21 protein-coding genes and 2 tRNA genes are annotated in these 22,033 nt (G+C 43.7%); 19 read left to right on the forward strand and 4 right to left on the reverse strand.

What is annotated here, in order from left to right; all coding sequences use genetic code 11:
* Positions 1-11 precede the first annotated feature (11 nt).
* The 16 genes from HFELIS_RS01245 (at position 12) to HFELIS_RS01315 (ending at position 14,468) form a co-directional block, all read left to right on the forward strand.
* Complete coding sequence (locus tag HFELIS_RS01245; RefSeq protein WP_013468723.1) at positions 12-842, forward strand: hypothetical protein; 831 nt, start codon at positions 12-14, stop codon at positions 840-842.
* A gap of 12 nt (positions 843-854) precedes the next feature.
* Positions 855-1,451, forward strand: a complete 597-nt coding sequence (locus tag HFELIS_RS01250) for a lecithin retinol acyltransferase family protein (RefSeq protein ID WP_013468724.1) — start codon at positions 855-857, stop codon at positions 1,449-1,451.
* Positions 1,452-1,517: 66 nt separating this feature from the next.
* Positions 1,518-1,904, forward strand: a complete 387-nt coding sequence (locus HFELIS_RS01255) for a tellurite resistance TerB family protein (protein WP_013468725.1) — start codon at positions 1,518-1,520, stop codon at positions 1,902-1,904.
* Between the two features lie 8 nt (positions 1,905-1,912).
* Entirely contained in the window at positions 1,913-2,134 is a 222-nt protein-coding gene (locus HFELIS_RS01260) for a hypothetical protein (protein WP_013468726.1), read from the forward strand.
* On the forward strand, positions 2,127-2,309 hold the full coding sequence (locus HFELIS_RS01265) for a glycine zipper domain-containing protein (protein ID WP_013468727.1): 183 nt from the start codon (positions 2,127-2,129) through the stop codon (positions 2,307-2,309). The genes HFELIS_RS01260 and HFELIS_RS01265 overlap by 8 nt, the downstream gene beginning before the upstream one ends.
* Positions 2,310-2,647: 338 nt before the next feature.
* Positions 2,648-2,724, forward strand: a tRNA-Ile gene (locus HFELIS_RS01270).
* A gap of 21 nt (positions 2,725-2,745) precedes the next feature.
* Positions 2,746-2,822, forward strand: a tRNA-Ala gene (locus HFELIS_RS01275).
* A 429-nt stretch (positions 2,823-3,251) separates the two neighbouring features.
* The gene (locus HFELIS_RS01280) at positions 3,252-4,283 is read left to right on the forward strand and encodes an N-acetylneuraminate synthase family protein (RefSeq protein ID WP_013468728.1); all 1,032 of its coding nucleotides are present in this window, start codon (positions 3,252-3,254) and stop codon (positions 4,281-4,283) included.
* Positions 4,280-5,440 (forward strand): UDP-N-acetylglucosamine 2-epimerase, encoded by a 1,161-nt coding sequence (neuC, locus tag HFELIS_RS01285; protein WP_013468729.1) that lies wholly within the window; start codon positions 4,280-4,282, stop codon positions 5,438-5,440. The genes HFELIS_RS01280 and neuC overlap by 4 nt, the downstream gene beginning before the upstream one ends.
* Positions 5,433-6,089, forward strand: a complete 657-nt coding sequence (locus HFELIS_RS01290; RefSeq protein WP_013468730.1) for an acylneuraminate cytidylyltransferase family protein — start codon at positions 5,433-5,435, stop codon at positions 6,087-6,089. The genes neuC and HFELIS_RS01290 overlap by 8 nt, the downstream gene beginning before the upstream one ends.
* Positions 6,082-7,221, forward strand: coding sequence for an alpha-2,3-sialyltransferase (locus HFELIS_RS01295; protein ID WP_013468731.1), 1,140 nt, complete (start codon positions 6,082-6,084; stop codon positions 7,219-7,221). Before HFELIS_RS01290 ends, HFELIS_RS01295 begins: the two co-directional genes overlap by 8 nt.
* Complete coding sequence (locus HFELIS_RS01300; RefSeq protein WP_013468732.1) at positions 7,211-8,170, forward strand: alpha-2,3-sialyltransferase; 960 nt, start codon at positions 7,211-7,213, stop codon at positions 8,168-8,170. Before HFELIS_RS01295 ends, HFELIS_RS01300 begins: the two co-directional genes overlap by 11 nt.
* A 131-nt stretch (positions 8,171-8,301) precedes the next feature.
* On the forward strand, positions 8,302-10,101 hold the full coding sequence (gene typA, locus HFELIS_RS01305; protein WP_013468733.1) for a translational GTPase TypA: 1,800 nt from the start codon (positions 8,302-8,304) through the stop codon (positions 10,099-10,101).
* Between the two features lie 8 nt (positions 10,102-10,109).
* A complete protein-coding gene (locus HFELIS_RS01310) occupies positions 10,110-12,464 on the forward strand; it encodes a ribonucleoside-diphosphate reductase subunit alpha (RefSeq protein WP_041302695.1) in 2,355 nt (784 codons plus the stop codon).
* A gap of 110 nt (positions 12,465-12,574) precedes the next feature.
* Entirely contained in the window at positions 12,575-12,739 is a 165-nt protein-coding gene (locus HFELIS_RS09155; RefSeq protein WP_013468735.1) for a hypothetical protein, read from the forward strand.
* 7 nt (positions 12,740-12,746) lie between these two features.
* Positions 12,747-14,468, forward strand: a complete 1,722-nt coding sequence (locus HFELIS_RS01315; protein WP_013468736.1) for a disulfide bond formation protein B — start codon at positions 12,747-12,749, stop codon at positions 14,466-14,468.
* On the opposite strand, the gene HFELIS_RS01320 is transcribed toward HFELIS_RS01315, so the two are convergent.
* Positions 14,465-14,851 carry a YbgC/FadM family acyl-CoA thioesterase gene (locus HFELIS_RS01320; protein WP_013468737.1) on the reverse strand — a complete coding sequence of 129 codons (387 nt, stop codon included), beginning with the start codon at positions 14,849-14,851 and terminating at the stop codon, positions 14,465-14,467. The two genes, HFELIS_RS01315 and HFELIS_RS01320, sit on opposite strands and share 4 nt — an antisense overlap.
* Before the next feature lie 111 nt (positions 14,852-14,962).
* Here HFELIS_RS01320 and HFELIS_RS01325 point away from each other — a divergent pair, with 111 nt between their 5' ends.
* From HFELIS_RS01325 to HFELIS_RS01335, 3 genes are read left to right on the forward strand one after another with little or no spacing between them, the layout of a single operon-like run.
* Positions 14,963-16,297 carry a sodium-dependent transporter gene (locus HFELIS_RS01325; protein ID WP_013468738.1) on the forward strand — a complete coding sequence of 445 codons (1,335 nt, stop codon included), beginning with the start codon at positions 14,963-14,965 and terminating at the stop codon, positions 16,295-16,297.
* 1 nt (position 16,298) lies between these two features.
* A complete protein-coding gene (locus tag HFELIS_RS01330) occupies positions 16,299-17,633 on the forward strand; it encodes a sodium-dependent transporter (RefSeq protein ID WP_013468739.1) in 1,335 nt (444 codons plus the stop codon).
* Positions 17,626-18,711: a phospholipase A gene (locus HFELIS_RS01335; RefSeq protein WP_013468740.1), complete on the forward strand. Its 1,086-nt coding sequence runs from the start codon at positions 17,626-17,628 to the stop codon at positions 18,709-18,711. The genes HFELIS_RS01330 and HFELIS_RS01335 overlap by 8 nt, the downstream gene beginning before the upstream one ends.
* Here the strand turns inward: HFELIS_RS01335 and HFELIS_RS01340 are convergent.
* The 3 genes from HFELIS_RS01340 to HFELIS_RS01350 form a co-directional block, all read right to left on the reverse strand.
* A complete protein-coding gene (locus HFELIS_RS01340; protein ID WP_013468741.1) occupies positions 18,701-19,645 on the reverse strand; it encodes a D-2-hydroxyacid dehydrogenase in 945 nt (314 codons plus the stop codon). The genes HFELIS_RS01335 and HFELIS_RS01340 overlap by 11 nt on opposite strands.
* A 59-nt stretch (positions 19,646-19,704) precedes the next feature.
* On the reverse strand, positions 19,705-21,003 hold the full coding sequence (locus tag HFELIS_RS09625) for a methyl-accepting chemotaxis protein (protein WP_013468742.1): 1,299 nt from the start codon (positions 21,001-21,003) through the stop codon (positions 19,705-19,707).
* Positions 21,004-21,161: 158 nt separating this feature from the next.
* On the reverse strand, positions 21,162-21,992 hold the full coding sequence (locus HFELIS_RS01350; protein WP_013468743.1) for a cysteine ABC transporter substrate-binding protein: 831 nt from the start codon (positions 21,990-21,992) through the stop codon (positions 21,162-21,164).
* Between the last annotated feature and the right edge of the window lie 41 nt (positions 21,993-22,033).

The raw sequence follows: 22,033 nt of genomic DNA on the forward strand, positions 1-22,033 counted from the left end.
AAAGGACGGCAATGAATAAAGTTATCTTACTAGACAAATCTCAAGCGCAGGAGTTTAGCGCGGCTAAGAGCCTTTTCCCTCAGGAGATGAAAGTTTTTGAAGGTTATGAGACTAAAGAAGGCCCGTTAGTGTGTGGCACGCGTGAGATTCAACCCTCTAAAGAGGGCGCGTTGGTGGCGGTTGAATCGGACATCTTGCCCGGGCATTTTTACCCCCTAGATACCTATCAAGAAGATTACCATAAAGATTTGGCACACTTTTTGGGGACACTCTTTAGTAAAATGGGCAAAACGGATTTTTGCTACGAAATGAGCAGGAATCAAGAGGAATTTAAAGCGTTAGAAGAGAGGATACACATGGAGGGGGATGCAGGTGCTATTGTGCTTGAAGCTTCTGCGCAGGCCCAGCTCCAAAATACCCAAAGGACAGAGAAAAAACAATCTTCCACACTCAAGCATAAATCCGGTGATCTTGGAGGCAAGTGCACCCCTGAGGAATTGCAAGCATGGCTGGATGAAAATGAAATTAGCGATCGTGCATTAGAAAAATTAGGTGTAGCGGACATTGTAGAGACCTTTAAAAGAGAGGGGGGAATTAAGGCGGGTGCATTTGTTTCTAGGTTTTATGAAATGGAAAAAATTTTCCAAGAAGCTAGCGATGAGCAAGCGGACTTTCAAGCGCGAATTGGCATGAAGAAGGGCTTGCAAAACTTTTTTGCTAAGGGGTTTTTAGCCAAGTTATCTCGATTAAACTTAGGCGTAGAGGTGGGTGGTTCTGGGGCGTGCAAAACCCAAACTGAGAGCTATGAAAAATACGCCCTATTTTATGAAGTCAAATTTTAAGCAGGGAGAATAGTGCCAAGAGAAGTTAGGAAAAGTTTAAAAAATGGCTTAGATGTAGAATCCGTCCTATCCACAGCCGGAGTGATTGCCAAACACGCCCTGCCCCCTAAAATCCGCACACATATAGACACTTTGCTTACCACAAAACAGATGGCGCAAAATTTTTATGAACAATACCTAGAAGATTTTCCTATTTACCGGGAGGGTGATGGTGTGAGCGAGCCGGCTATTGGCAGTGTGTTATGGCATGATTTAGTGGACACGCTTTCACACAGCGGAATTTATGTGGGCGGGGGGCAGATCGTGCATCTGACAGGTAAACTTAATGGGAGCAAGATCGAACAATGCGATTCTCAAACATTTAGCGGAGGCAAGATGATTTTTGTCTCTTGTTTGGGCAAAAGAGCTATTGGAGATTTAGAAGTGGCTAAGAGAGCGCTAGCTTTAGTGGGACAGGCTAGAGATTATCACTTGTTTAAAAATAATTGCCATGGTTTCATTGTAGAATGTTTGGGACAGAGTGTGGAGGGTGCGATTTATGCGCGTAAGCCCAGTCAAGAGAGTGCTAGAATCTTGGGGATGGATTGTTGGCGTGTGTGGAAGGTGTAGTCTTATTTAATCGATTCTCAAATTTTTTGGTTATAGTGCACGGATGAGATTTGTAAAAGGGCGTGTATGTTTATCCAAGTTTTAGATACCACGCAACAGCAGGTATTTTTGTATTTGGCTAGAAAGGTGATCGAGGCTGATGGCGTGTTGCATGAGTTGCAACTTGGCGCATTGGATGTGATTAAACAGCAATGCGAACATGGAATCCATGAAAAAGAAATTCCCTTAAGCGAGCTAGGAAACTTATTTACAACCAATCAGGCCAAACATGCCATGTTGTTGGAGTTGGTTTCTGTGGCTTTGGCAGATAGTCATTGGCATGATAGAGAACGCGACACCATCTACGCATATGCTAAAGAAATGGGTATTTCCACCCAAAAAGTGGACCAGCTCAAAGATTGGGTGCTTAAAAATTTTGCGCTTTATCAAGAAGCTTTGCAATTACTAGAATAGGAGAGAGAATGTTACGCTTAACCCCAGAACAGAAACAATATTGCCAAAAGGCACAAGAAGCCTTTGATAAGATGGTTAAAACCGCACCTAAAGCATCTGTGGGAATGGGTGTGGGTGTGGGCTTTTTACTGGCTACAGTGCCCGTTGTAGGAGCTGTGGTGGCTTTAGGAGCGGTCGCTACTGGAGTTGGCTTAGAGCTTAAAGATAAAATTAAGGGCAATGATGCCTAAAGATTCCTCAGAGGACACATCCCACCCTAAGGTACCCAAAGCTGTAACAGGCTTTGTGGTGGGTGGATTCTTAGGCTCGATGGTGCCTTTGGTAGGTACTCTTGTAGGCGCTGGGGTAGGAGCAGTGTTAGGGGCTTGTTTGAGCTTAAAAGAAGATAAGCCTAAACGCGCTTGAGATTGCTTTTTTTGATCAAATTGTTAATTCTCAGATGAGGTTTTGTTTCTACTCATTGTAGCTCTTGGATGAAGTGGTGAAAAATTTCTTCCTGCTTTGTTGTCTTGTAAAATGTGCTGGGTGTGTATTTAGAAACTTCATAAGCCATTTGAATTACTATAAACTTCTCACTCAAAATTTAGAAGCGTATATTCCCCGCTACGCCACGATACAAAAACATAGCCTTATGAGAGTATTCTCATATTTTTAATCTCTTTATGTTGCTTTAAGGAAATCTTTGTTAGATTAACACCTTTATGGTCTTATTTAGGCATCTAGTGATGTCCTTTGGTTTTTACGGGCTTATAGCTCAGGTGGTTAGAGCGCACCCCTGATAAGGGTGAGGTCAGAGGTTCAAGTCCTCTTAAGCCCACCATTCTTTTTTACTTCTTATTGTGGGGGATTAGCTCAGTTTGGGAGAGCGCCTGCTTTGCACGCAGGAGGTCAGCGGTTCGAGCCCGCTATCCTCCACCATTACAACATTTTTAATATTCTATTTTGATCATCTTAATTAGTGCAGTCTAGGGAAAAATACTCATATTGTTAATGGTTGCAGTATTGAGGCACGGATAATGCTTATCAGAATTTAACCATGTTGTATTTCAGGTCATAAAGACTCCCTGCTGATGGGCAAAAAATCGCTCAATACGCTAAAAAAGCGTGTGATAGAATTTAGATTATAATCTAAATTAGCCTTGATATCAGTAGCGCAAACTTGCGCTTAGGCGTGCTTGGTGTTTTGCAGGACTTTTTGGATCACTCTTGTTGGACAAGCTCCCAAAAGTGATTGGCTCTTAGAAGATATTTAAGGCGCACATGGGAGGAGATTTACCAACGCTTGCGCCATTTAGGACAAAAAAAGTCATTTTGGCTAAAATAAGCCATACCCTTTAAAGGCTATTCATGACATTCAATTTAGGCTCTAGGCAAATTGGTTTAGACCACCCGCCTTTGGTAGTAGCAGAAGTAGGAATCAACCATGGAGGGAGTTTAGAAATCGCTAAGCTTATGGCCGATGGGGCCAAATCCGCAGGGATTGAGGTGTTAAAGCACCAAACCCACATTATAGAGGATGAGATGAGCCCACTAGCTCAAAAAGTCATCCCGGGCAATAGTTCTTCTTCCATCTATGAGATCATGAAAAAATGCGCCCTAAGCCCCCAAGAAGAGCGGGAATTTAAAGAGTATGTAGAAAAACTGGGGATGATTTACCTCTCCACGCCCTTTAGCCGTGCGGCGGCGAATTTCTTAGAGGATATCGGGGTCGTGGGCTTTAAAATTGGGTCAGGAGAGATGAATAACACGCCCCTTTTAGCCCACATCGCCCAGTTTAAAAAGCCCATGATCATCTCTACAGGGATGCACAGCCTAGAGTCTGTTAAAGAGCATGTCAGCTTTTTATTAGATCGAGTCCCCCTAGCCTTGATGCACACGACTAACCTTTACCCCACCGCTCCCCACTTGGTGCGTTTGGGCGCGATGGTGCAACTCTCTAAAGCTTTCCCGGGTGTGCCGGTAGGTTTGAGCGATCACACTCTCAATAACAACGCCTGCAAGGGGGCGATCGCCTTAGGGGCAAGCTTAGTAGAGCGGCACTTTACAGATTCTAAAGATCGCGAGGGACCCGATATTATTTGTTCTATGGACCCACTAGAGGCGCAGGACTTAGTGCAAAGCGCGCAGGAACTCTTTTTAATGCGCGGAGGGGCTAAAACCCACTTAGCAGAGGAGCAGGTTACTCGAGATTTTGCCTTTGCTACAATGGTCGCTATTGCTGACATCGCTCCCGGACAGGCGATTAGCAAAGAAAACTCTTGGGTGAAGCGCCCGGGCACACAGGGGATTTTAGCTAAGGATTATGAAAAGACTTTGGGACGGGTGGCTAAGGTATTTATCCCCAAAGATAGCCATATCTCAGCTGACATGTTGGCATGAAAAAACATTTAGTTTTTGTTACCAACAGTCGAGCGGACTATGGCAAATTAAAACCCTTGATTCAAGCCATAGATGCGCTAGAAAAGGGCAAATTAGATCACCCCATGGCAGGCAAAATCACTTACGCGATCTTTGTGTGTGGCATGCACCTTTTGGAAAAATACGGCAGCACTTATATTGAAATCTTTAAAGATGGTTTTGAGCATGTCTTTTTAGCTAAAGCCACTCCTCAAGAAATGGATTTAGCCCTAGCCGACACAATCAAGCAGTTCCACCATTTCGTAACTTTACAACGCCCCGATCTCATCATTTTCCACGGCGATAGGTTGGAAACTTTGGCATGCGCAATCGTGGGGAGTTTTAACTCCATTTTGAGCGCGCACATTGAGGGCGGGGAGCTTAGCGGGACTTTAGATGAGAGCATCCGTCATAGTGTGTCTAAATTAGCGCATTTGCACTTTGTGTGTGAGGAGCGCGCCCGCCAAATTTTGTTGCAAATGGGCGAGCGGGCAGAAAATATCTTTGTGATCGGCTCTAGTGATATTGATGTGATGTTGGGAGATTTACCTAGTTTTCCCCAAGTGGAGTCGCGCTATTCTCAGATTCAAGCTTTTAAGGGGGAGTATGCGATCTTTACCTACCATTCTGTCATCAGCGAACTAATAGACCTGCCCCATACGATTTATGAAATCTTAGAGGGGTGCAAGTTAGCTAGCCAAAGGGGGCAAAATTTTGTGTGCATTTATCCTAATAACGATCTAGGTTCAGAGACCATTTTAAACGCCCTAGAGACTCTGAAAAATATCCCTAATTTTGTGTGTTTTCCGAGCATGAAATTTGAGTATTTTTTGACTTTGCTCAAGAACGCCCAGTTCATCATCGGAAACTCTAGTGCCGGGATTAGAGAGGCGGGAGTGTATGGCGTGCCTTGCTTGAATTTGGGTAGCCGCCAGTACAAACGCGCTCAAGCCTCCCACATTATGCAAGTGCGCGAGAATCGCCACGCCATTTTAGAAGCGATCCTAGAAGTTAAAAACAAGCCCCGCTTAGAGCCTGCCTACCATTTTGGCACGGGCGCGAGCGTAGAGAACTTTTTAAACGCCCTAACCCCTGCACTTTTTGACACTCCCACCCAAAAGTATTTTGCCCATGACTAAAGTTTTGGCCTATATCCCAGCAAGAAGTGGTAGTCAAGGTGTGCCTCATAAAAATATCAAGGATTTTAGGGGTTTACCCTTGATGGCACACACCATTTTAGCTGCCAAAAAAGCCCAAATTTTTAGCGAGATTTTAGTGAGCACGGATAGCCCAGAATACGCCAAAATTGCTAAGAGTTATGGCGCAAATGCGCCTTTTTTGCGCTCTAAAGAGGCTTCAAGCCACACCGCTCCCACCATTAGCGGACTCTTAGAAACCCTGCAAAATTATAAGGATTTGAAGATGTCTTTCGATCATGTAATGGTGCTCCAACCCACTTCCCCCCTCAGAGATGCGCAGGATATTAAGGGAGCTTATGCGCTCTTTGAGCAAGAGGGCTATTTGCCTTTAGCGAGCGTGCACTTGGTGCGTGAACATCCTTTATTCATGCGCACCTTGCACAACCACCGCCTTAAATCCCTGCTCAATATCCCTAGCTCTGTGCGCCGTCAGGATTTGCCCGCTTATTATAAAATCAATGGAGCGATCTATATCCATCCATGCGCTACTCTCAACCAAGACACAAGTTTCAACGATGCGCCTGTGGGGTATGAGATTGCCTTGGATCACGCCTTAGATATTGATTGTTTAAAGGATTTTGATGCGTAATTTATCTCTTTCTTCTAGCAACAGTATGAAACCCTTAATTCTTGCCGGCAATGGTCCTAGTGTCAAAGACCTAGACTATAGTCTTTTTCCCCCCGATTTTGATGTCTTCAGATGCAACCAGTTTTATTTTGAGGATAAATACTATCTGGGCAAAGAAGTCAAGGGGGTGTTTTTTAATTCATGGATTTTTGACCTCCAAATGAAAACGGCCGGCCAGCTAGTTGCGCGCGATGAGTACAAGCTAGATACCATTTATTGCGCCACAGATGCAGAGTATAGCCCCTTTGATCCAAATCCCTTTGATCCAAGTTACAATAAGAATCGTGAACTACCCAATAATATAGGTGAAAGATACAGCGCTCTGCAATCCTTGCATGCCCGCTCTTTTTTAGACAAACACTTTACTAATATCACCCACACCTATGAATTTCTAGCGACTCTAAAACCCTTTTTGGACCTGCACACAAAGGCGCGCAATTTTCAAGGCCAACAATTCACTGGTGGAATTATGATGCTCATTAGTGCGATCGCTTTGGGTTATCAAGAAATTTACCTAGCAGGGATTGATTTTTACACAACGGGATTGGGGCATTTTTATCAAGATAATAGCCGCTTTTTTATCCTAGAACATGCCCCCATGCACACCCAAGAATTGGACATGCAAGCTATTGAAATTGCCAAACAATACGCCCAGCTTTACGCTCTAGTGCCTAACACCCCCTTAGCGCAAATCTTGCCCTTAAGTCCACATAAAAACGCCCTTTCTCAAGAGAGAATGCAAACCCTACACTTAGGGTATGAAAAACCCCCGGGATATATCCAAGACATCTTGATAGCCCCTCCAAAAACCCCCATACCAATTGGGCGCAAAATTCTTTTAAAACGAGTGTTGAGCAGTGCGGGTTTAAGTCCCTCTAACATTATTGTTTCTTTCTTCTTAGATTTGTATCGCTTCTTGCGCGCTCTTGCGCGCTTCTTAACCGACAAAAAAGGACTTAAATTGCTTTGGAAATATAGAAAGGGTGTTCCCTCAGATGCGCCGGATATTGGGGGGGGGGGGGGGGTGAAATTAAGTGGTGATTTTAGTCGCGTAAGGATCAGTTTTACGCAAGGGGGCTTGTATGCCGCTTAAGCCCCTCATCATCGCTGGCAATGGTCCTAGTATCAAAGACCTAGACTATAGCCTTTTTCCCCCCGATTTTGATGTCTTTAGATGCAACCAGTTTTATTTTGAGGATAAATACTATCTGGGCAAAGAAGTCAAGGGGGTGTTTTTTAACGCGCAAGTCTTTGATATACAGATGAAAACGGCTAGAGAATTAAGTTTGCGCCAAGAATATTATTTTGAAGATCTGTTTTGTTCGACCATTGCGCCTTTTATGAATTTTGGGAATTGCTGTACACACGCCCAAGATTACCTAGACAAGCATTATGCAGGGGCGCGCAACACTTACGATTTGCTACAAAATCTAGAGCCTTTTTATAAACTCTACACTACCCATCGTAATTTTCACCAACAACATTTCACCACTGGTGTGATGATGATTGTCGTAGCAATCGCCTTGGGCTACAAAGAAATCTATTGCGCTGGGTTAGATTTTTACCTAGAGGGATTGGGGCATTTTTACCATGCTAAAAGCCCGCACTTTACTATAAGACCAGATTCTCAACACGCAAAAGACCTTGATATTCAAGGCATTAAATTGGCCCAACAATATGCCCAACTTTACGCTCTAATTCCCAATAGCGCGCTTTCTAAAATATTGCCTTTAAGTCCGCATAAAAATGCCCTTTCTCAAGAAAAAATGCAAACTCTAAAATTAGGAGAGCCTAAGCCGGAGGGCTATATCGATGATGTTTGTATCGATCCCACCGATGTCCCTATGCGCACCACTTTGAGACAAACTATTCAAGATGCGGGTATCACTCCGGATAATCTTGTTTATAGGGGTTTGAAAATAATTTTGCGTTATTTTGTCGATTTATATCGCTTTGTGAAGGGCGTGTTAAAACTTGGATCTAAAGCTTTTTGGCTCTTAAAAGAGCAGAGTAGAGGTAGTAGAACTACAAAAAAAGGGTGATATTTAACCTTAAGGGGGTGCTTATTTGGAGGATTTTGGTTAGCAATTTCGCTTGCTAGCGAATATAGGATTTTTTAATACGCAAATGGTTATACTGAGCCCTCAAAAAAATCATCAATCAAGAGGCTTTAATGCAACATATTAGAAACATCGCTGTCATTGCGCATGTCGATCATGGAAAAACGACCTTAGTCGATGGTTTGCTCACCCAGTCGGGCACTTTTGGCGAACGGGATAAGCTCGATGAACGCATGATGGATAGCAATGATTTAGAAAAAGAACGGGGCATTACCATTTTGTCCAAAAACACAGCCATCCATTATAAAGACACCCAAATTAATATTATTGACACTCCCGGGCACGCCGATTTTGGGGGCGAAGTAGAGCGGGTGTTAAAAATGGTCGATGGCGTGTTACTCTTAGTGGACGCTCAAGAGGGAGTGATGCCTCAGACTAAATTTGTAGTTAAAAAGGCTTTGAGCTTTGGTATTTGCCCCATTGTGGTGGTGAACAAGATCGACAAACCCGCTGCCGATCCAGATCGAGTGGTGAATGAAGTGTTTGATCTCTTTGTGGCGATGGAGGCAAGCGATGCCCAGTTAGATTTTCCGGTCGTTTATGCGGCCGCACGAGAGGGTTATGCGATCAAGGAATTGGGCGATGAGAAAAAGAATTTAGAACCCTTATTTGAAACCATTCTCTCCCATGTGCCTGCCCCCAGTGGAGATTCTAATAATGCGTTGCAAATGCAAATTTTTACTTTGGATTATGATAATTATGTGGGCAAAATTGGAATTGCTAGGGTGTTTAATGGGCAGATCAAAAAGGGAGATACAGTTGCTTTGTATAAAAGCGATGGGAGCAAGGAAACAGGCAGAATCACAAAACTGATCGGCTTTTTAGGCTTAGCGCGCATGGAAATCGAACAAGCGCAAGCGGGCGATATTATTGCTATTGCTGGCTTTAATGCCATGGATGTGGGCGATAGCGTAGTCGATCCTAATAATCCTATGCCCTTAGACCCCATGCACTTAGAAGAGCCCACCATGAGCGTGGTGTTTGCTATCAATGATTCCCCTCTAGCAGGCACAGAGGGTAAGCATGTTACGGCCAACAAGCTCAAAGATCGCCTGCTTAAAGAAATGCAAACCAATATCGCCATGAAATGCGAGGAAATGGGCGAGGGAAAATTTAAAGTGAGTGGGCGCGGAGAGTTGCAAATTACGATTTTGGCTGAGAATTTGCGCCGTGAGGGCTTTGAATTTAGTATTTCGCGCCCTGAGGTGATCGTTAAAGTGCAAGATGGGATCAAATTAGAGCCCTTTGAGCATCTGGTGATCGACACCCCTCAAGATTTTAGTGGGGCGATCATTGAGCGGCTCGGGCGGCGCAAGGCGGAGATGAAAGCGATGAATCCGATGAATGATGGCTACAGCCGTTTAGAATTTGAGATTCCAGCTAGGGGGCTGATTGGCTATCGCTCTGAGTTTTTGACAGACACTAAGGGCGAGGGCGTGATGAATCATTCCTTTTTAGAATTTCGTCCCTTTAGTGGGAGTGTGGAGTCACGCAAAAACGGCGCGCTAGTAAGTATGGAAAATGGAGAAGCTACGGCTTTTTCTCTATTTAATATCCAAGAGAGAGGCGCGCTGTTTATCGACCCCCAGACTAAAGTTTATGTAGGCATGGTGATTGGTGAGCACAGCCGGGACAATGATTTAGAAGTCAATCCCATTAAATCTAAACATCTAACCAATATGCGCGCGAGTGGGAGCGATGATGCGATCAAGCTCACGCCTCCAAGACGCATGGCTTTAGAGAGGGCACTAGAGTGGATTGAAGAAGATGAGATTTTAGAGGTTACGCCTTTAAATCTGCGTATCCGTAAGAAATTCTTAGACCCCACAGCGCGCCGCAGAGCCAAGAAATGAGAGGGAGCATGGAAGTGAGGGTGATCAAGCGCAACGGGCGCACCGAACCTTTAAATGTGGAAAAAATCCAAAAATATATTATCAGCGCCACAGAGGGGCTAGAGGGAATCAATAAGGACGAATTAGAACTAGAAGCGCATTTTTTTAAGGATGGCATTAAGACTCAAGACATCCAGCAAACGCTCATTAAGACCGCGATCGATCACATTGATGTCCACGCCCCTAATTGGAGTTTTGTCGCAGCGCGTCTATTTTTATTTGATCTCTACCACAAGGTAAGTGGCTTTATGGGCTACAAACACCTCGCTGAATATTTTGAGGTGGGTGAGAGAGAAGGGCGTATTGTGCGAGGTTTCAAAGAAAAATTTGACCTAGATCGGCTTAATTCTGCCCTAGAACCCAAGCGTGATTTACAATTTAATTATTTGGGGATCAAAACCCTCCATGATCGTTATTTGCTCAAGGACAAGCAAGATCGTCCTATCGAACTGCCACAACATATGTTTATGGCTATAGCGATGTTTTTAGCTCAAAATGAGAGCGATCCTAATGAAAAGGCTCTAGCATTTTATGAGGTTTTAAGCCGTTTTGAAGTGATGTGCGCTACCCCCACTCTAGCTAATGCGCGCACGCCCAACCATCAGTTGAGTTCTTGCTATGTGGGCTCAACTCCGGATAATATTGAAGGGATTTTTGATAGCTATAAAGACATGGCTCTCTTGTCCAAATACGGCGGAGGGATTGGTTGGGATTTTTCTCAAGTGCGCTGTTTGGGGAGCTATATTGATGGGCATAAGGAAGCGAGCGCAGGAGCGATTCCTTTTTTAAAAATTGTCAATGATGTCGCGATTGCGGTTGATCAACTGGGCACACGCAAAGGGGCGATTGCCGTTTACTTGGAGATTTGGCATAAAGATGTGCTAGAGTTTATTGACTTGCGCAAAAATAGCGGAGATGAGCGCCGTAGAGCCCATGATCTCTTCCCCGCCCTTTGGATTTGCGACCTGTTCATGCAGAGAGTGGAAGAAGATGGGATGTGGACTCTCTTTGATCCTTATGTGTGTTCTGACTTGACAGAATGTTATGGAGATGTCTTTACCCAAAAATATTTGGCTTATGAGAATAATGAAAATATTATCAAGCAACGCATTGAAGCCCGCACGCTGTGGAAAAAAATCCTCACGAATTATTTTGAGAGCGGATTACCCTTTTTGGGCTTTAAGGACAATGCCAATAATGCGCATCTCAATGGTCATACCGGACTTATCCGCTCCTCTAATCTTTGCACCGAAATTTATCAAATGACGGGCAGTAGCCATTATAAAGTGGCGGTGGAGTTTGTAGATGGAAGCCTAGAATACTATGAGGAAAAAGACCTCATTACAACAGATGCGCACATCACCAAAAAAGCCAATAAACTCACTAGCAACGATAGTCTGAAGGGCAAGCGCATTTTTATGACCACCAAAATTGCCCAAGGTGGGCAGGTGGCAGTGTGTAATCTAGCAAGCTTGAATCTTAGCAAGGTGCAAAGCGAGGCGGACATTGCGCGGGTTGTGCCTATCGCTGTGCGGATGCTAGATAATATCATCGATTTAAATTTTTACCCCATTGATAAGGCAAAGCGCACAAATTTACAAAGCCGTGCTATAGGATTTGGCGTGATGGGCGAAGCGCAGGCTTTGGCTCAAGCTAGAATAGAATGGGGAAGTGTAGAGCACGCGCACTATATTGATGCATTGATGGAAAAAATCAGCTATACAACGATTTTAGAGAGTTGTAAGCTAGCTCAAGAACGCGGGAGTTATGCCCATTTTGAAAACTCAGAGTGGAGTCGAGGAATCTTTCCTATGGACAAGGCAAAGAGCCAAGCTTGGGAGATCAGCCCGCATAAGCCTACCTGCGATTGGGGGGGTTTAAAAGCACAGGTCAAGCAACATGGCTTGAGAAATGGCTATTTGATGGCCATCGCCCCCACAAGTTCGATTTCTATTTTGGTGGGCACGACTCAAACGATTGAGCCCATTTATCAAAAAAAATGGTTTGAGGAAAATTTAAGCGGGATGATCCCAGTTGTGGTGCCTGAACTTAGTTTAGAGACTTGGCATTATTACACTTCTGCCTACGACATCGATCCCAAAGCCATTATCCGCCTAGCAGCTGTGCGCCAAAAGTGGATCGATCAAGGGCAAAGCCTCAATCTCTTTTTACGCCCCGATCAAGCGAGTGGGAAGCTTTTACATGAAATCTATCACTTGGCATGGAAACTAGGTTTAAAGTCTACTTATTATCTGCGTACAGCTAGTCCAAGCTTGGAAACAGGCGCGCTCGATCGTTCTTTTGAATGCCATCATTGCCAATAAACTAGAAAAAGAGGGGGTTTTACACTCCCCATATTTTAAAACCTAATTTTTGAATTTTGTTGTGTTATACTCAAAGTCTCATCTGATTTTGTAGCCTGAAGGAGCGCGTGGTGGAATTTTTAGGCTTTATGGCGGTGTTTGTGGTGGTGTGCTTACTCTTTTTTAAACCCACCTATGAAAAATTAGCTTTTAGAATTTTTGTGATCGCGTGGTTAGTGGAGTTGGTGATGTTTGTCGCCCATACCTCTAATTTCTTTCCTAATGTGAACTTATAGGAATATCATGGAACAAACTCGAAAATTTTACTTTCTTTTTTCCTTAGCCATTATTGGGATTGTTTCTTTGCCAGTAGGGATTGGCAATCTTGTATTGGGCTTTATTTATGGAGATTCACCCTGTATTCAGTGTTGGGCAGAACGCCAAAGCATGGTGTATATTGGTTTAGCCGGGCTGTTTATTTTGCGCTATGGCCTGAAGCCCAAATACTTAGCGATTTTGCTTCTAATTGTGGCCGGAGGGCTATACCAAAGCTTCTATCACTATGGCAACCACGCCCTAGAAGATGTCGGTCAGGGATTTGCGCTCTCCATTTTGGGGTTACACACGCAATTTTGGGCGCATGTGGTCTTTTGGTTTGTGGTATTAATTTTGGGAGGGCTGTTACTCTTTGCCCCTAGTTTTCAGGTTTTAGCTCAAGAGGGAGGGGTTTATGCACACGGAAGTCGGCGCACCTATCGCGATTTGACCAAAGCGAATAACTGGGCATTTCTCATCGTGGGCGTGATCGCCATCACAAACATGGTGCAAGCTTTCATTTCTACAGGTCCCTTTCCCTATCTAGGGCAGGGCGATCCCATCCGCTTTTCTTGGAATTTAAAAGAGAATGTTTGGAGCGCGCAAAATTGGAAGCACATGGGCTTTCCTAGAACTTGGGGAAAAAGAATCGTAGAATCTCCCATTTTAGCTGATGACAAACACGCATGGGATCGCGATTACCACAACGCTCCCCTGCAAGTGCGCAAAGAACTCCCTCTGCGATCGCAAATAACCAACTCTCTAGCCCTCAATGCTCCCATTAGTGATCTCTTATTCCTAAGTGCGCCCAAAACTGCCCCTATTGGTGCGCCTAGTAATCTTTTAGCTAGCCCCACCCTCTCTGAAGGTTGCGCCCCTGCCCCCAAGCCTAGCCATTTTCATTTTTCCCCCAACACTTTCGCCGGAGATAATGCGCTCTTCAAAAATACCTTTTTGATCGGCACACAGAAAGAGGGCTTTTATGTGGTGGATAAAGATTTAAAAACAATCTTGACACATTTTGTGCTGGACAAATACTATTCTGCAACGGTGGAGAATTTTGTAGGCGTAAATATGGTGGGCAATGTGATTAGGGTGATGGGTCAAAATAAAAGCAGTGCAGATGTGCGCTACAACCCTAAAACAGGGGATAATTTCGCGCAATTCGTGCAAGGGGCGCGCCAGTTTGAGGAATTGGGGCGCAACCGCTTACGCACAAGTCGGGCCTCAACTTCCTATGTGCTCAGCGCGCGCAGTGATGGCACTTATACTTATATGTTGAGTGTGCCCAATGCCCGTTACAAAAACTTGATCTTAATTAGCATGCTAGATCAAGATTTGGGCCTAAATTCTGAGCGTATAGTGCAAGCCACTACCAACACTCCGCTAAAAGCACAACGCCATTTAGGCGAGTTTTATATCACTGGGCTAACCCTCTATCAAGGCAAGTTATTGGCCTTGAGCAAAGCTTTTAACACTTTATTGGTGATCGATCCGCTCAGCGCACAAGTGCTCGATGCCTATGGTTTGCCTAGTCAAATTAGCAATCCTAGCGCGTTGGCTTTGGTTGAGGATGCGCTCATAGTGGTGGGTTATGAAAAGGGACAAAATGTTTTTTATAAGATAGATACCACGACCTTTTCTCCCAACATGACTCCTATGATTCCTCAGAGTCAAAAAGCTCCAGAATTGCACTCTCAAGGGTGCTAGAGCAGGCTTTTTAGCAAACTTACAAAGGGCGCGCTGATGGGTGTTGGGGCGTGGGTGGCTTGGGAGATAAAGCCTAGTTTAATCTGCATGCAAAAGAGGCGCGCGCTTTGGGGCGCAACTCTGATCACCTCTTGCTCTAAGATAACACTGACTTTTTTAAGTTCTTTGAGTTTGGTCAAAACCTCTAGGGTGTCGCCTAATTTGCCCGGGGTGAAAAATTGCGCCTGCAGAGATCGCACCACAAAAAAGCCTTGCTGATCGCAAGGGCTAAGGTCATTGGCAAAAAACACCTCACTCCGAGCCCGCTCGCAGTATTTTAAATAGTTGGCGTGGTAGACAATCCCGCCACAATCTGTATCTTCGTAATAAACCCTAAAACGCATACCACCCCAAAAAATGATATTAAAAACCTTAATTTTATCTAAATCTAGTAAACATTAAACCTTATTATGCTAGAATGCGACTTTTTTTATTCCAACAGAAAGGAGCCTTAAGTGAACAACTTTTCTAGGTTAGGCTTTATTTTAGCCGCTTTAGGGAGTTCGGTAGGATTAGGACATATTTGGCGTTTCCCTTATATGGCCGGCACAAGTGGTGGGGGTGGTTTTGTGATTCTATTCTTAATCCTCTCACTCACCATAGGGCTCACGATGTTGATTGCTGAAATGGTGATAGGGCAGAGCACGCAAAAAGATGTCGCCTGCGCCTTTGCCGAGCTAGACCCCCATCCTGAGCGCAAAACTTGGCGCTATGCGGGGCTGATGCTCTTCACCGGGCCCATCATCTTAACTTTTTATGGCATTGTGCTAGGTTGGGTGTTTTATTATCTAACAGTGGTGAGTTTCAATTTGCCTACAGATATCAAGGCTTCTGAGCAAATTTTAACTAATCTTTTGGGTAATTCCATTGGCATACAAGTTGCCGGATTGGCTGTAACTCTCTTGCTCAGTGCTTGGGTGGTTTCTAGGGGTGTCAAAGATGGCATCGAAAAGCTCAATTTTGTTTTAATGCCCCTTTTGTTCATCATCTTTATTGGTTTGCTCATCTACGCCTCTACGCAGGTTTCCTTTAAAAAAGCCCTAGATTTTATGTTTGGGATTCGCTTGGCTGAGTTCAACCAAAAGGTCTTTGTGAGCGCACTAGGGCAAGTTTTCTTTGCTCTGAGTTTGGGCATAGGGATCAATATCGCTTATGCCTCTTCCACGCACTATAAACAGGATTTACTCAAAAGCGCCATTTGGATTGTCTTGCCCGGAATTGTCATTTCCTTAATGGCAGGCTTGATGATCTTTACTTTTGTGTTTGAATACGGGGCCAACCCCTCACAGGGCGCGGGACTTATTTTTGTGTCCTTGCCCGTGGTGTTTTCTAAAATGGGATCAATAGGAAGCTTGGTGTCCATCTTGTTTTTATGCGCTTTGGCCTTTGCGGGCATCACCTCTACCATCGCGCTTTTAGAACCCCCTGTGCAGTATTTGGTGGACAAAAATTATTCGCGTTTTAAAGCGACATGGGTACTTACGGCAGTAGTTTTTGCGGTGGGCGTGGTGTTGGTTTTATCTCTGAATGCTAAATATGAAAAACATTTGAGCTTTTTTGGCAAAAACCTTTTTGATCTCACTGACTTTTTTTCTACCTCTATTCTTATGCCCTTTTGGGGATTAGTTTCTGTAATCTTTGTGGGTTGGGTAGTGAGCAAGACGAAACTCTATGCAGTAAGCTTGCACTTTTTAAGTAGATGGATGTTTTTAGTGTGGGTGTTCTTGCTTAAATTCATTGCTCCTATTGTGATTTTAGTCATTTGGGCTGTGAAGGTTCTGCAAGGTTAGTATGGGTTTTTCTAAGTTAGGTTTTATCTTAGCCACTTTAGGGAGCTCTATTGGGCTAGGGCACATTTGGCGTTTCCCCTATATGGCTGGGAGTAATGGCGGGGGAGCGTTTGTCTTACTTTATTTGGGGCTTACCCTCACTTTAGGGGTGGCCATGCTCTTAGTAGACATGGTAATTGGCAACTTAGGGCGTAAAGATGTGGTTTCTTGTTACCAGCACCTCAATACTAAGCATAAAAAAATTTGGTCTTGGAGCGCGGTTTTATTGGTGGGAGGGCCTATCATTATGTCTTTTTATGCGGTGGTGCTAGGCTGGATTCTCTATTATTTGCTCAAAGTGAGTTTTAATTTACCCGCTTCTTTGCAAGTGGCCCAACAAACTTTTAGCACGCTGAGTTCTAGTGATTTGCTTTGGCAAGTGGCCGGGTTTAGTCTTTGGCTATGGCTCACCGTGTGGATTGTCTCTAAAGGGATCAAAGAGGGGATTGAGCGCTTAAGTTTATGGCTAATGCCTTTGTTGTTTTTAGTTTTTATTGGTTTGCTCTTTTATGCCATGACTCTGCCTAGTTTTTCTAAGGCGTGCTCTTATATGTTTAGTTTTGATGCCAGTAAAATCACTCGCAAGGTGTTCTTAGAGGCTTTGGGGCAAATGTTTTTTTCTTTAAGTTTGGGAGTAGGAACAATCACCACCTATGCAGCTTTCACGCGTTCTAATGAGAATCTTTTGGGCAGTTCGCTATGGGTGGTCTTGCCCGGTATTGGAATCTCTTTAGTAGCGGGCTTGATGATCTTTACCTTTATTTTTAATTTTAATGGCGAGCCTTCTCAGGGGGTGGGGTTAGTTTTTATCTCTTTGCCCTTAATTTTCCATAGCATGGGCGCAACGGGCTCTTTTATCGCCTTTTTATTCTTTTTAGCCTTGATCTTTGCGGGCATTACCTCCACAGTTTCACTAATAGAACCCGCAATTCTCTATTTGATGCACCGCTTAAAATGGAGTCGCTCTAAAGCGTCTTACTTGGTGGGTTTGGGGATTTTTATTCTGGGTTTATTGGTAATTCTCTCCATACACAAGGATTACGCTAAGAGTTTAACTTTTTTCCATAAAAGCGTTTTTGATTGGGCAGATTTCATCACTTCGGCGGTGTTAATGCCTTTAGGGGGGCTGTTCTCTTTGATTTTCTTAGGGTGGTTTATGCATAAAAAACGCATTTATAAGGCTAGCGCGCGCTTTTTGAGTCGCCCTGCCTTTTTAGTGTGGTTTTTCAGTGTGCGCTTTATTGCTCCTGTGATCGTCTTGCTGATTCTATATTTGCAATTTTTCAAAAATGCGTAAGTTTGTTATCGCCTTTGGGTGCTGCATTCTATGCCTAGAGGGTGAGGGGTTTGGTGGGCGACTTAGCAAATCGCAACTCAAAAACACAGGCTATATTGATGCGCCCCGTGATGATTTTTACAAACCGGATTTTTATAGCTTGAAAAATAGCTGGGAAATTGCCCCCAAGAAACCTAAAAAGTCCCATCCTTTCCTTGATTTTGCCAAAAAATACTTGGATATTATGGAATACCGCGGCACTTACTTTATGCCTTTTTACCATAGTTTTACCCCCATTTACCAGTGGTATCATCCCGACATTAACCGCTACCAAAGCACCGAGTTTAAATTTCAAATTAGCTTTAAAGTGCCTGTTTTTAGGCATTTTCTCTTCACCAATGGCACGCTTTATTTAGCCTACACCCAAACCAACTGGTTTCAGATCTACAATAATCCTCAAAGTGCGCCCATGCGCATGGTCAATTACATGCCCGAGCTTATTTATGTCTACCCTCTCAATATCCCCTTTTTTACTAAGAAGATGGGGTATCTGAGCGAGTTTTGGATTGGTTGGCAACATATTTCCAATGGCATTGGGGGCAGGCAGTGCTACCAACCCTTTCGCAATGGGAATCCCACTGATGCCTTTCCGGGAACACCCATTCACATTACAGAAGAGAATAAGAACATAATTGTCCAGCAGGGGGGGCTTGATGGGGGTTGTCGCTCAGTGAGTGCCGGGCAACGCCCGGTATTCAAGCTCACATGGCAAAAAGGGGGGTTCAAAATTAGAATTGGCTACTGGCCCTATATTCCCTATAACCAATCTAATCCAGATTTGATCGATTACATGGGTTATGGGAATGCTTTTGTGGAATACAGGCGAGGACGGCATCATTTTGAAATGCGTCTCTATGATATTTTCACCCCTTATTGGAAATTCAAACGCTGGCATGGCGCGGTGCGCTTGGGTTATACCTTCCGTGTTAATCCCTTTGTGGGCATTTACGCCCAATACTTTAATGGCTATGGGGATGGACTTTATGAATACAATGTATTTTCTAACCGGTTTGGAATAGGAATCCGACTCAATCCCTAGTTTCCAAATAAGATTTAACATTTTTAATCGTGCCCTCCACGAGCTTTTTAATGGTGTTGCCATAGCCCCAAGCGATGTGGGGGGTGAGCAAAAGTTTGTGTTGGATATGGGGGTTTAAAAAGGGGTGATTGGCGCGCATAGGCTCTTTTTCAAACACATCTGCGCCGTAGTAAAAATTTTGCACTTCTAAGGCTTTAGCGACCGCTTCTTCATTGACAATCCCTCCGCGTCCCACATTGATCAAAATGGCTTTTTCTTTTAAGAGAGGCAAATTAGAGGCGTTGATGAGATTACGGGTTTGATCATTGAGTGGGGCATGGATACTGATCACATCGCTAGTTTTTAGTAAATCCTCCAAAGACTTTTGAGGGTAAGTATTATCATGGTTGCGCCCACTTGTGGAGGTATAATTCACCCGCGCACCAAAACTACTAGCGATACGAGCGACATTTTTGCCAATATTGCCCAACCCTATAATTCCCCATTCCTTATCTTCCAAAGACAATAAATCTTTATTGAAGTGGGCAAAAACTTGACTTTTGCAATACTCCCCGCTTTTGCAATAGCGATCGTAATAGGGCATGTTGGAGAGTAGAGTAAAAACTAAAGCGAAAGTGTGCATGGTTACGCTGTGGGTGGAATAACCTTCTACATTTTTGATCGCAATGCCCAATTCCTGCGCGCAAGTGTGATCGATAATATCTGTCCCCGTGGCTGTAACACAGATAAGCTTGAGCTTGGGCAGACTTTTGAGTGTAGGCGCGTCCATCACCACCTTATTAAGAATGACAATTTGGGCATCTTTGCACCGCTCTAAGACTAATTCTTTAGGGGTGCTAGGGTAGGAAGTCAGATCAACAAATTCCTCCAAAGGAGCAAGTTTATTAGTCCGCCCTAAAGAATCCGCCTCCAACATCACAGCTTTAACTTTCATTGATTCTCCTTGTATTTTTTGTCGCAGAGATTAGCACAAAAATAGCAAGGAGAGATAAATTAGGCCTCCACTTCCATGCGTTGGGCCACTTTGTCGCTCGCTTCTTTGATTTTGTCCATCAAGGCTTTGCTTTGCTGGGATAATTCCACAGTTTTAGCAGAAGCTTCCATTCCAGCTGTGATATGCCCTACTACTTGGGAAGTGATCTCGCGAATGGAGCCAATGATCGCTCCAATTTCGGCGACTGATTTGCCCGTGCGCTCGGCTAACTTGCGCACTTCATCGGCCACCACTGCAAACCCCCGTCCGTGTTCACCTGCTCTAGCAGCCTCAATGGCCGCATTCAAGGCTAATAAATTAGTTTGATCGGCGATGTCCTTAATAGTTTGGGTAATAGAAGAGATAGATTCAGATTGTGAGCTCAAGGTATCTACTAAATGTGTGCTATTTTTCATGGTATCGGCCACGCTTTGGATATTGGATACAGTTTTTTCTACCATAGCACTTCCATCACCAGTGAGTTTTTGATTTTCTTTGATAAGCTCTAAAGTCATCGCGAGTTTGTCTTTGGTGTCGTCCTCTTTGCTCGTAACATCATGGGCGATTTTGATGATCTTATAGACCTTGCCCTGATCATCAAAGACGGGGTTATATGTAGCTTCTAAGTAGACCTTTTTGCCACTTTTTGTAATTCGCTCAAATGTGCCCCCAACAAATTGCCCTTCGCGTAATTTATCCTGATTGGCTCTATAGCTAGGTTGCTTGGTGTATTCTGGATCGCAAAAGATTGCATGGTATTTGCCCTTGATCTCACTCATGGTATAACCCATGAGCTTCAAAAAGTTATCATTTGCCTTAAGTACATTGAGTTGCGTGTCAAATTCAATCAAAGCCATTGAACGATCCACGGCGTTATATACTGCCTTTAGATCATTGTACTCTAAAATGCGGGGGGTTACATCCGAAGCGAATTTTAAAATTTTGTAGAGTTTGCCTTGAGAGTTTATAACAGGCGTATAGCTCGCCTCCAAGAAAACAATTTTGCCTCCCTTAGCCACGCGTTTAAAAGTGTCGCACTTGTGTTGTCCCGCTTTTAAGGCATCCCAAAATTGTAGATATTCCGGAGCATTGACATACTCAGGATTGCAAAATAAGGCATGGGGTTTGCCTTGAATTTCATCTAAGGAATAGCCCATGAGGTTTAAAAAATTTTCATTCGCGCTGATTACCTTGCGATCTAGGTCAAATTCCACCATAGCGACAGATTTATCAATAGCCCCATGAACGGCTTTTAGCTCATGGTGCTCCTCAGCAATGCGTTGGATGTGTTCTGCATTTTTTTTCTTACTAAAAAACATAGGAGACTCCTTGATTGATTAATTGTACAGATGAGCTGTTTAAATAAAAAACGAATAACTTTGGATTAATGATAAAATTTCTGATAAAAATACTATTCTTAATTTTGTAATATCTATTAAATGTACAAACCCCCAAACTGGGGGGGGGGGGGGGAAACTTATTCAAAAATCACCGTCTTGGGATCGATCTCATCCCCATAAACGGGCTTGAGCGTAGCGTCATAAGCTTTTTTGATGAACCCGTCTTTTGTTAGAGTGTCTATTTCCTTGTTAAGCCACTCTAGCAGAGCTTTATTGCCCTTTTTCACCGCTGGAGCAATTACATCTTGATCGCCCAAACTAGGGATACCCACCTTAAACTCAGGGTTCTTTTTCACCCATGCAAACAACAAAGTATTATCGTGCGCTAAAGCAGGACCTCTATTGTCCTTTAAGGCTAAAAAGGTTTCAGTGTTTTGATCGTATTTTAAAAGGGAAATGTTAGGATAGTTTTTAGAAAAGTAAAAATCCGCCGTTGTGCCTTTGTTAACAATCAAGGGCTTGTCCTTAAGGTCCTCAATGCTTTTCACTTCTCCATTTTTAGAAGCCACCCCTAAAGCCACTTTCATATAAGGTTTAGCGAAGTCTACGACAGCTTCTCTTTCTTTAGTCTTGGTGAAATTAGCCATAATAATATCCACCTTATTGGACTTTAAAAACTCCACCCGCGCGGCCGCTTCTACAGGAATAAACTCTATCTTCTTTTCATCCCCCAAGAGATCTTTAGCCATACGCTTGGCAATATAGACATCAAAACCTTGATATTCCCCCTTGCTGTCCATATATCCAAAAGGAGGTTTGTCGCTAAACACGCCCACCTTGAGCACTCCGCGCTGCTTGATCGAGGCTAGACCACTCTCTTTGCTCTGATTTTTATGATCCCCACAACCGGCTAATCCTAAACCCAAAACGACTAAAAAAATACCCAAAACCCTCATCAATGCTAACATGTTCACCTCTTAAATAATCTAAAAGAGTCTAAATTTGAACT

This window comes from Helicobacter felis ATCC 49179 (assembly GCF_000200595.1).
Classification (GTDB): domain Bacteria; phylum Campylobacterota; class Campylobacteria; order Campylobacterales; family Helicobacteraceae; genus Helicobacter; species Helicobacter felis.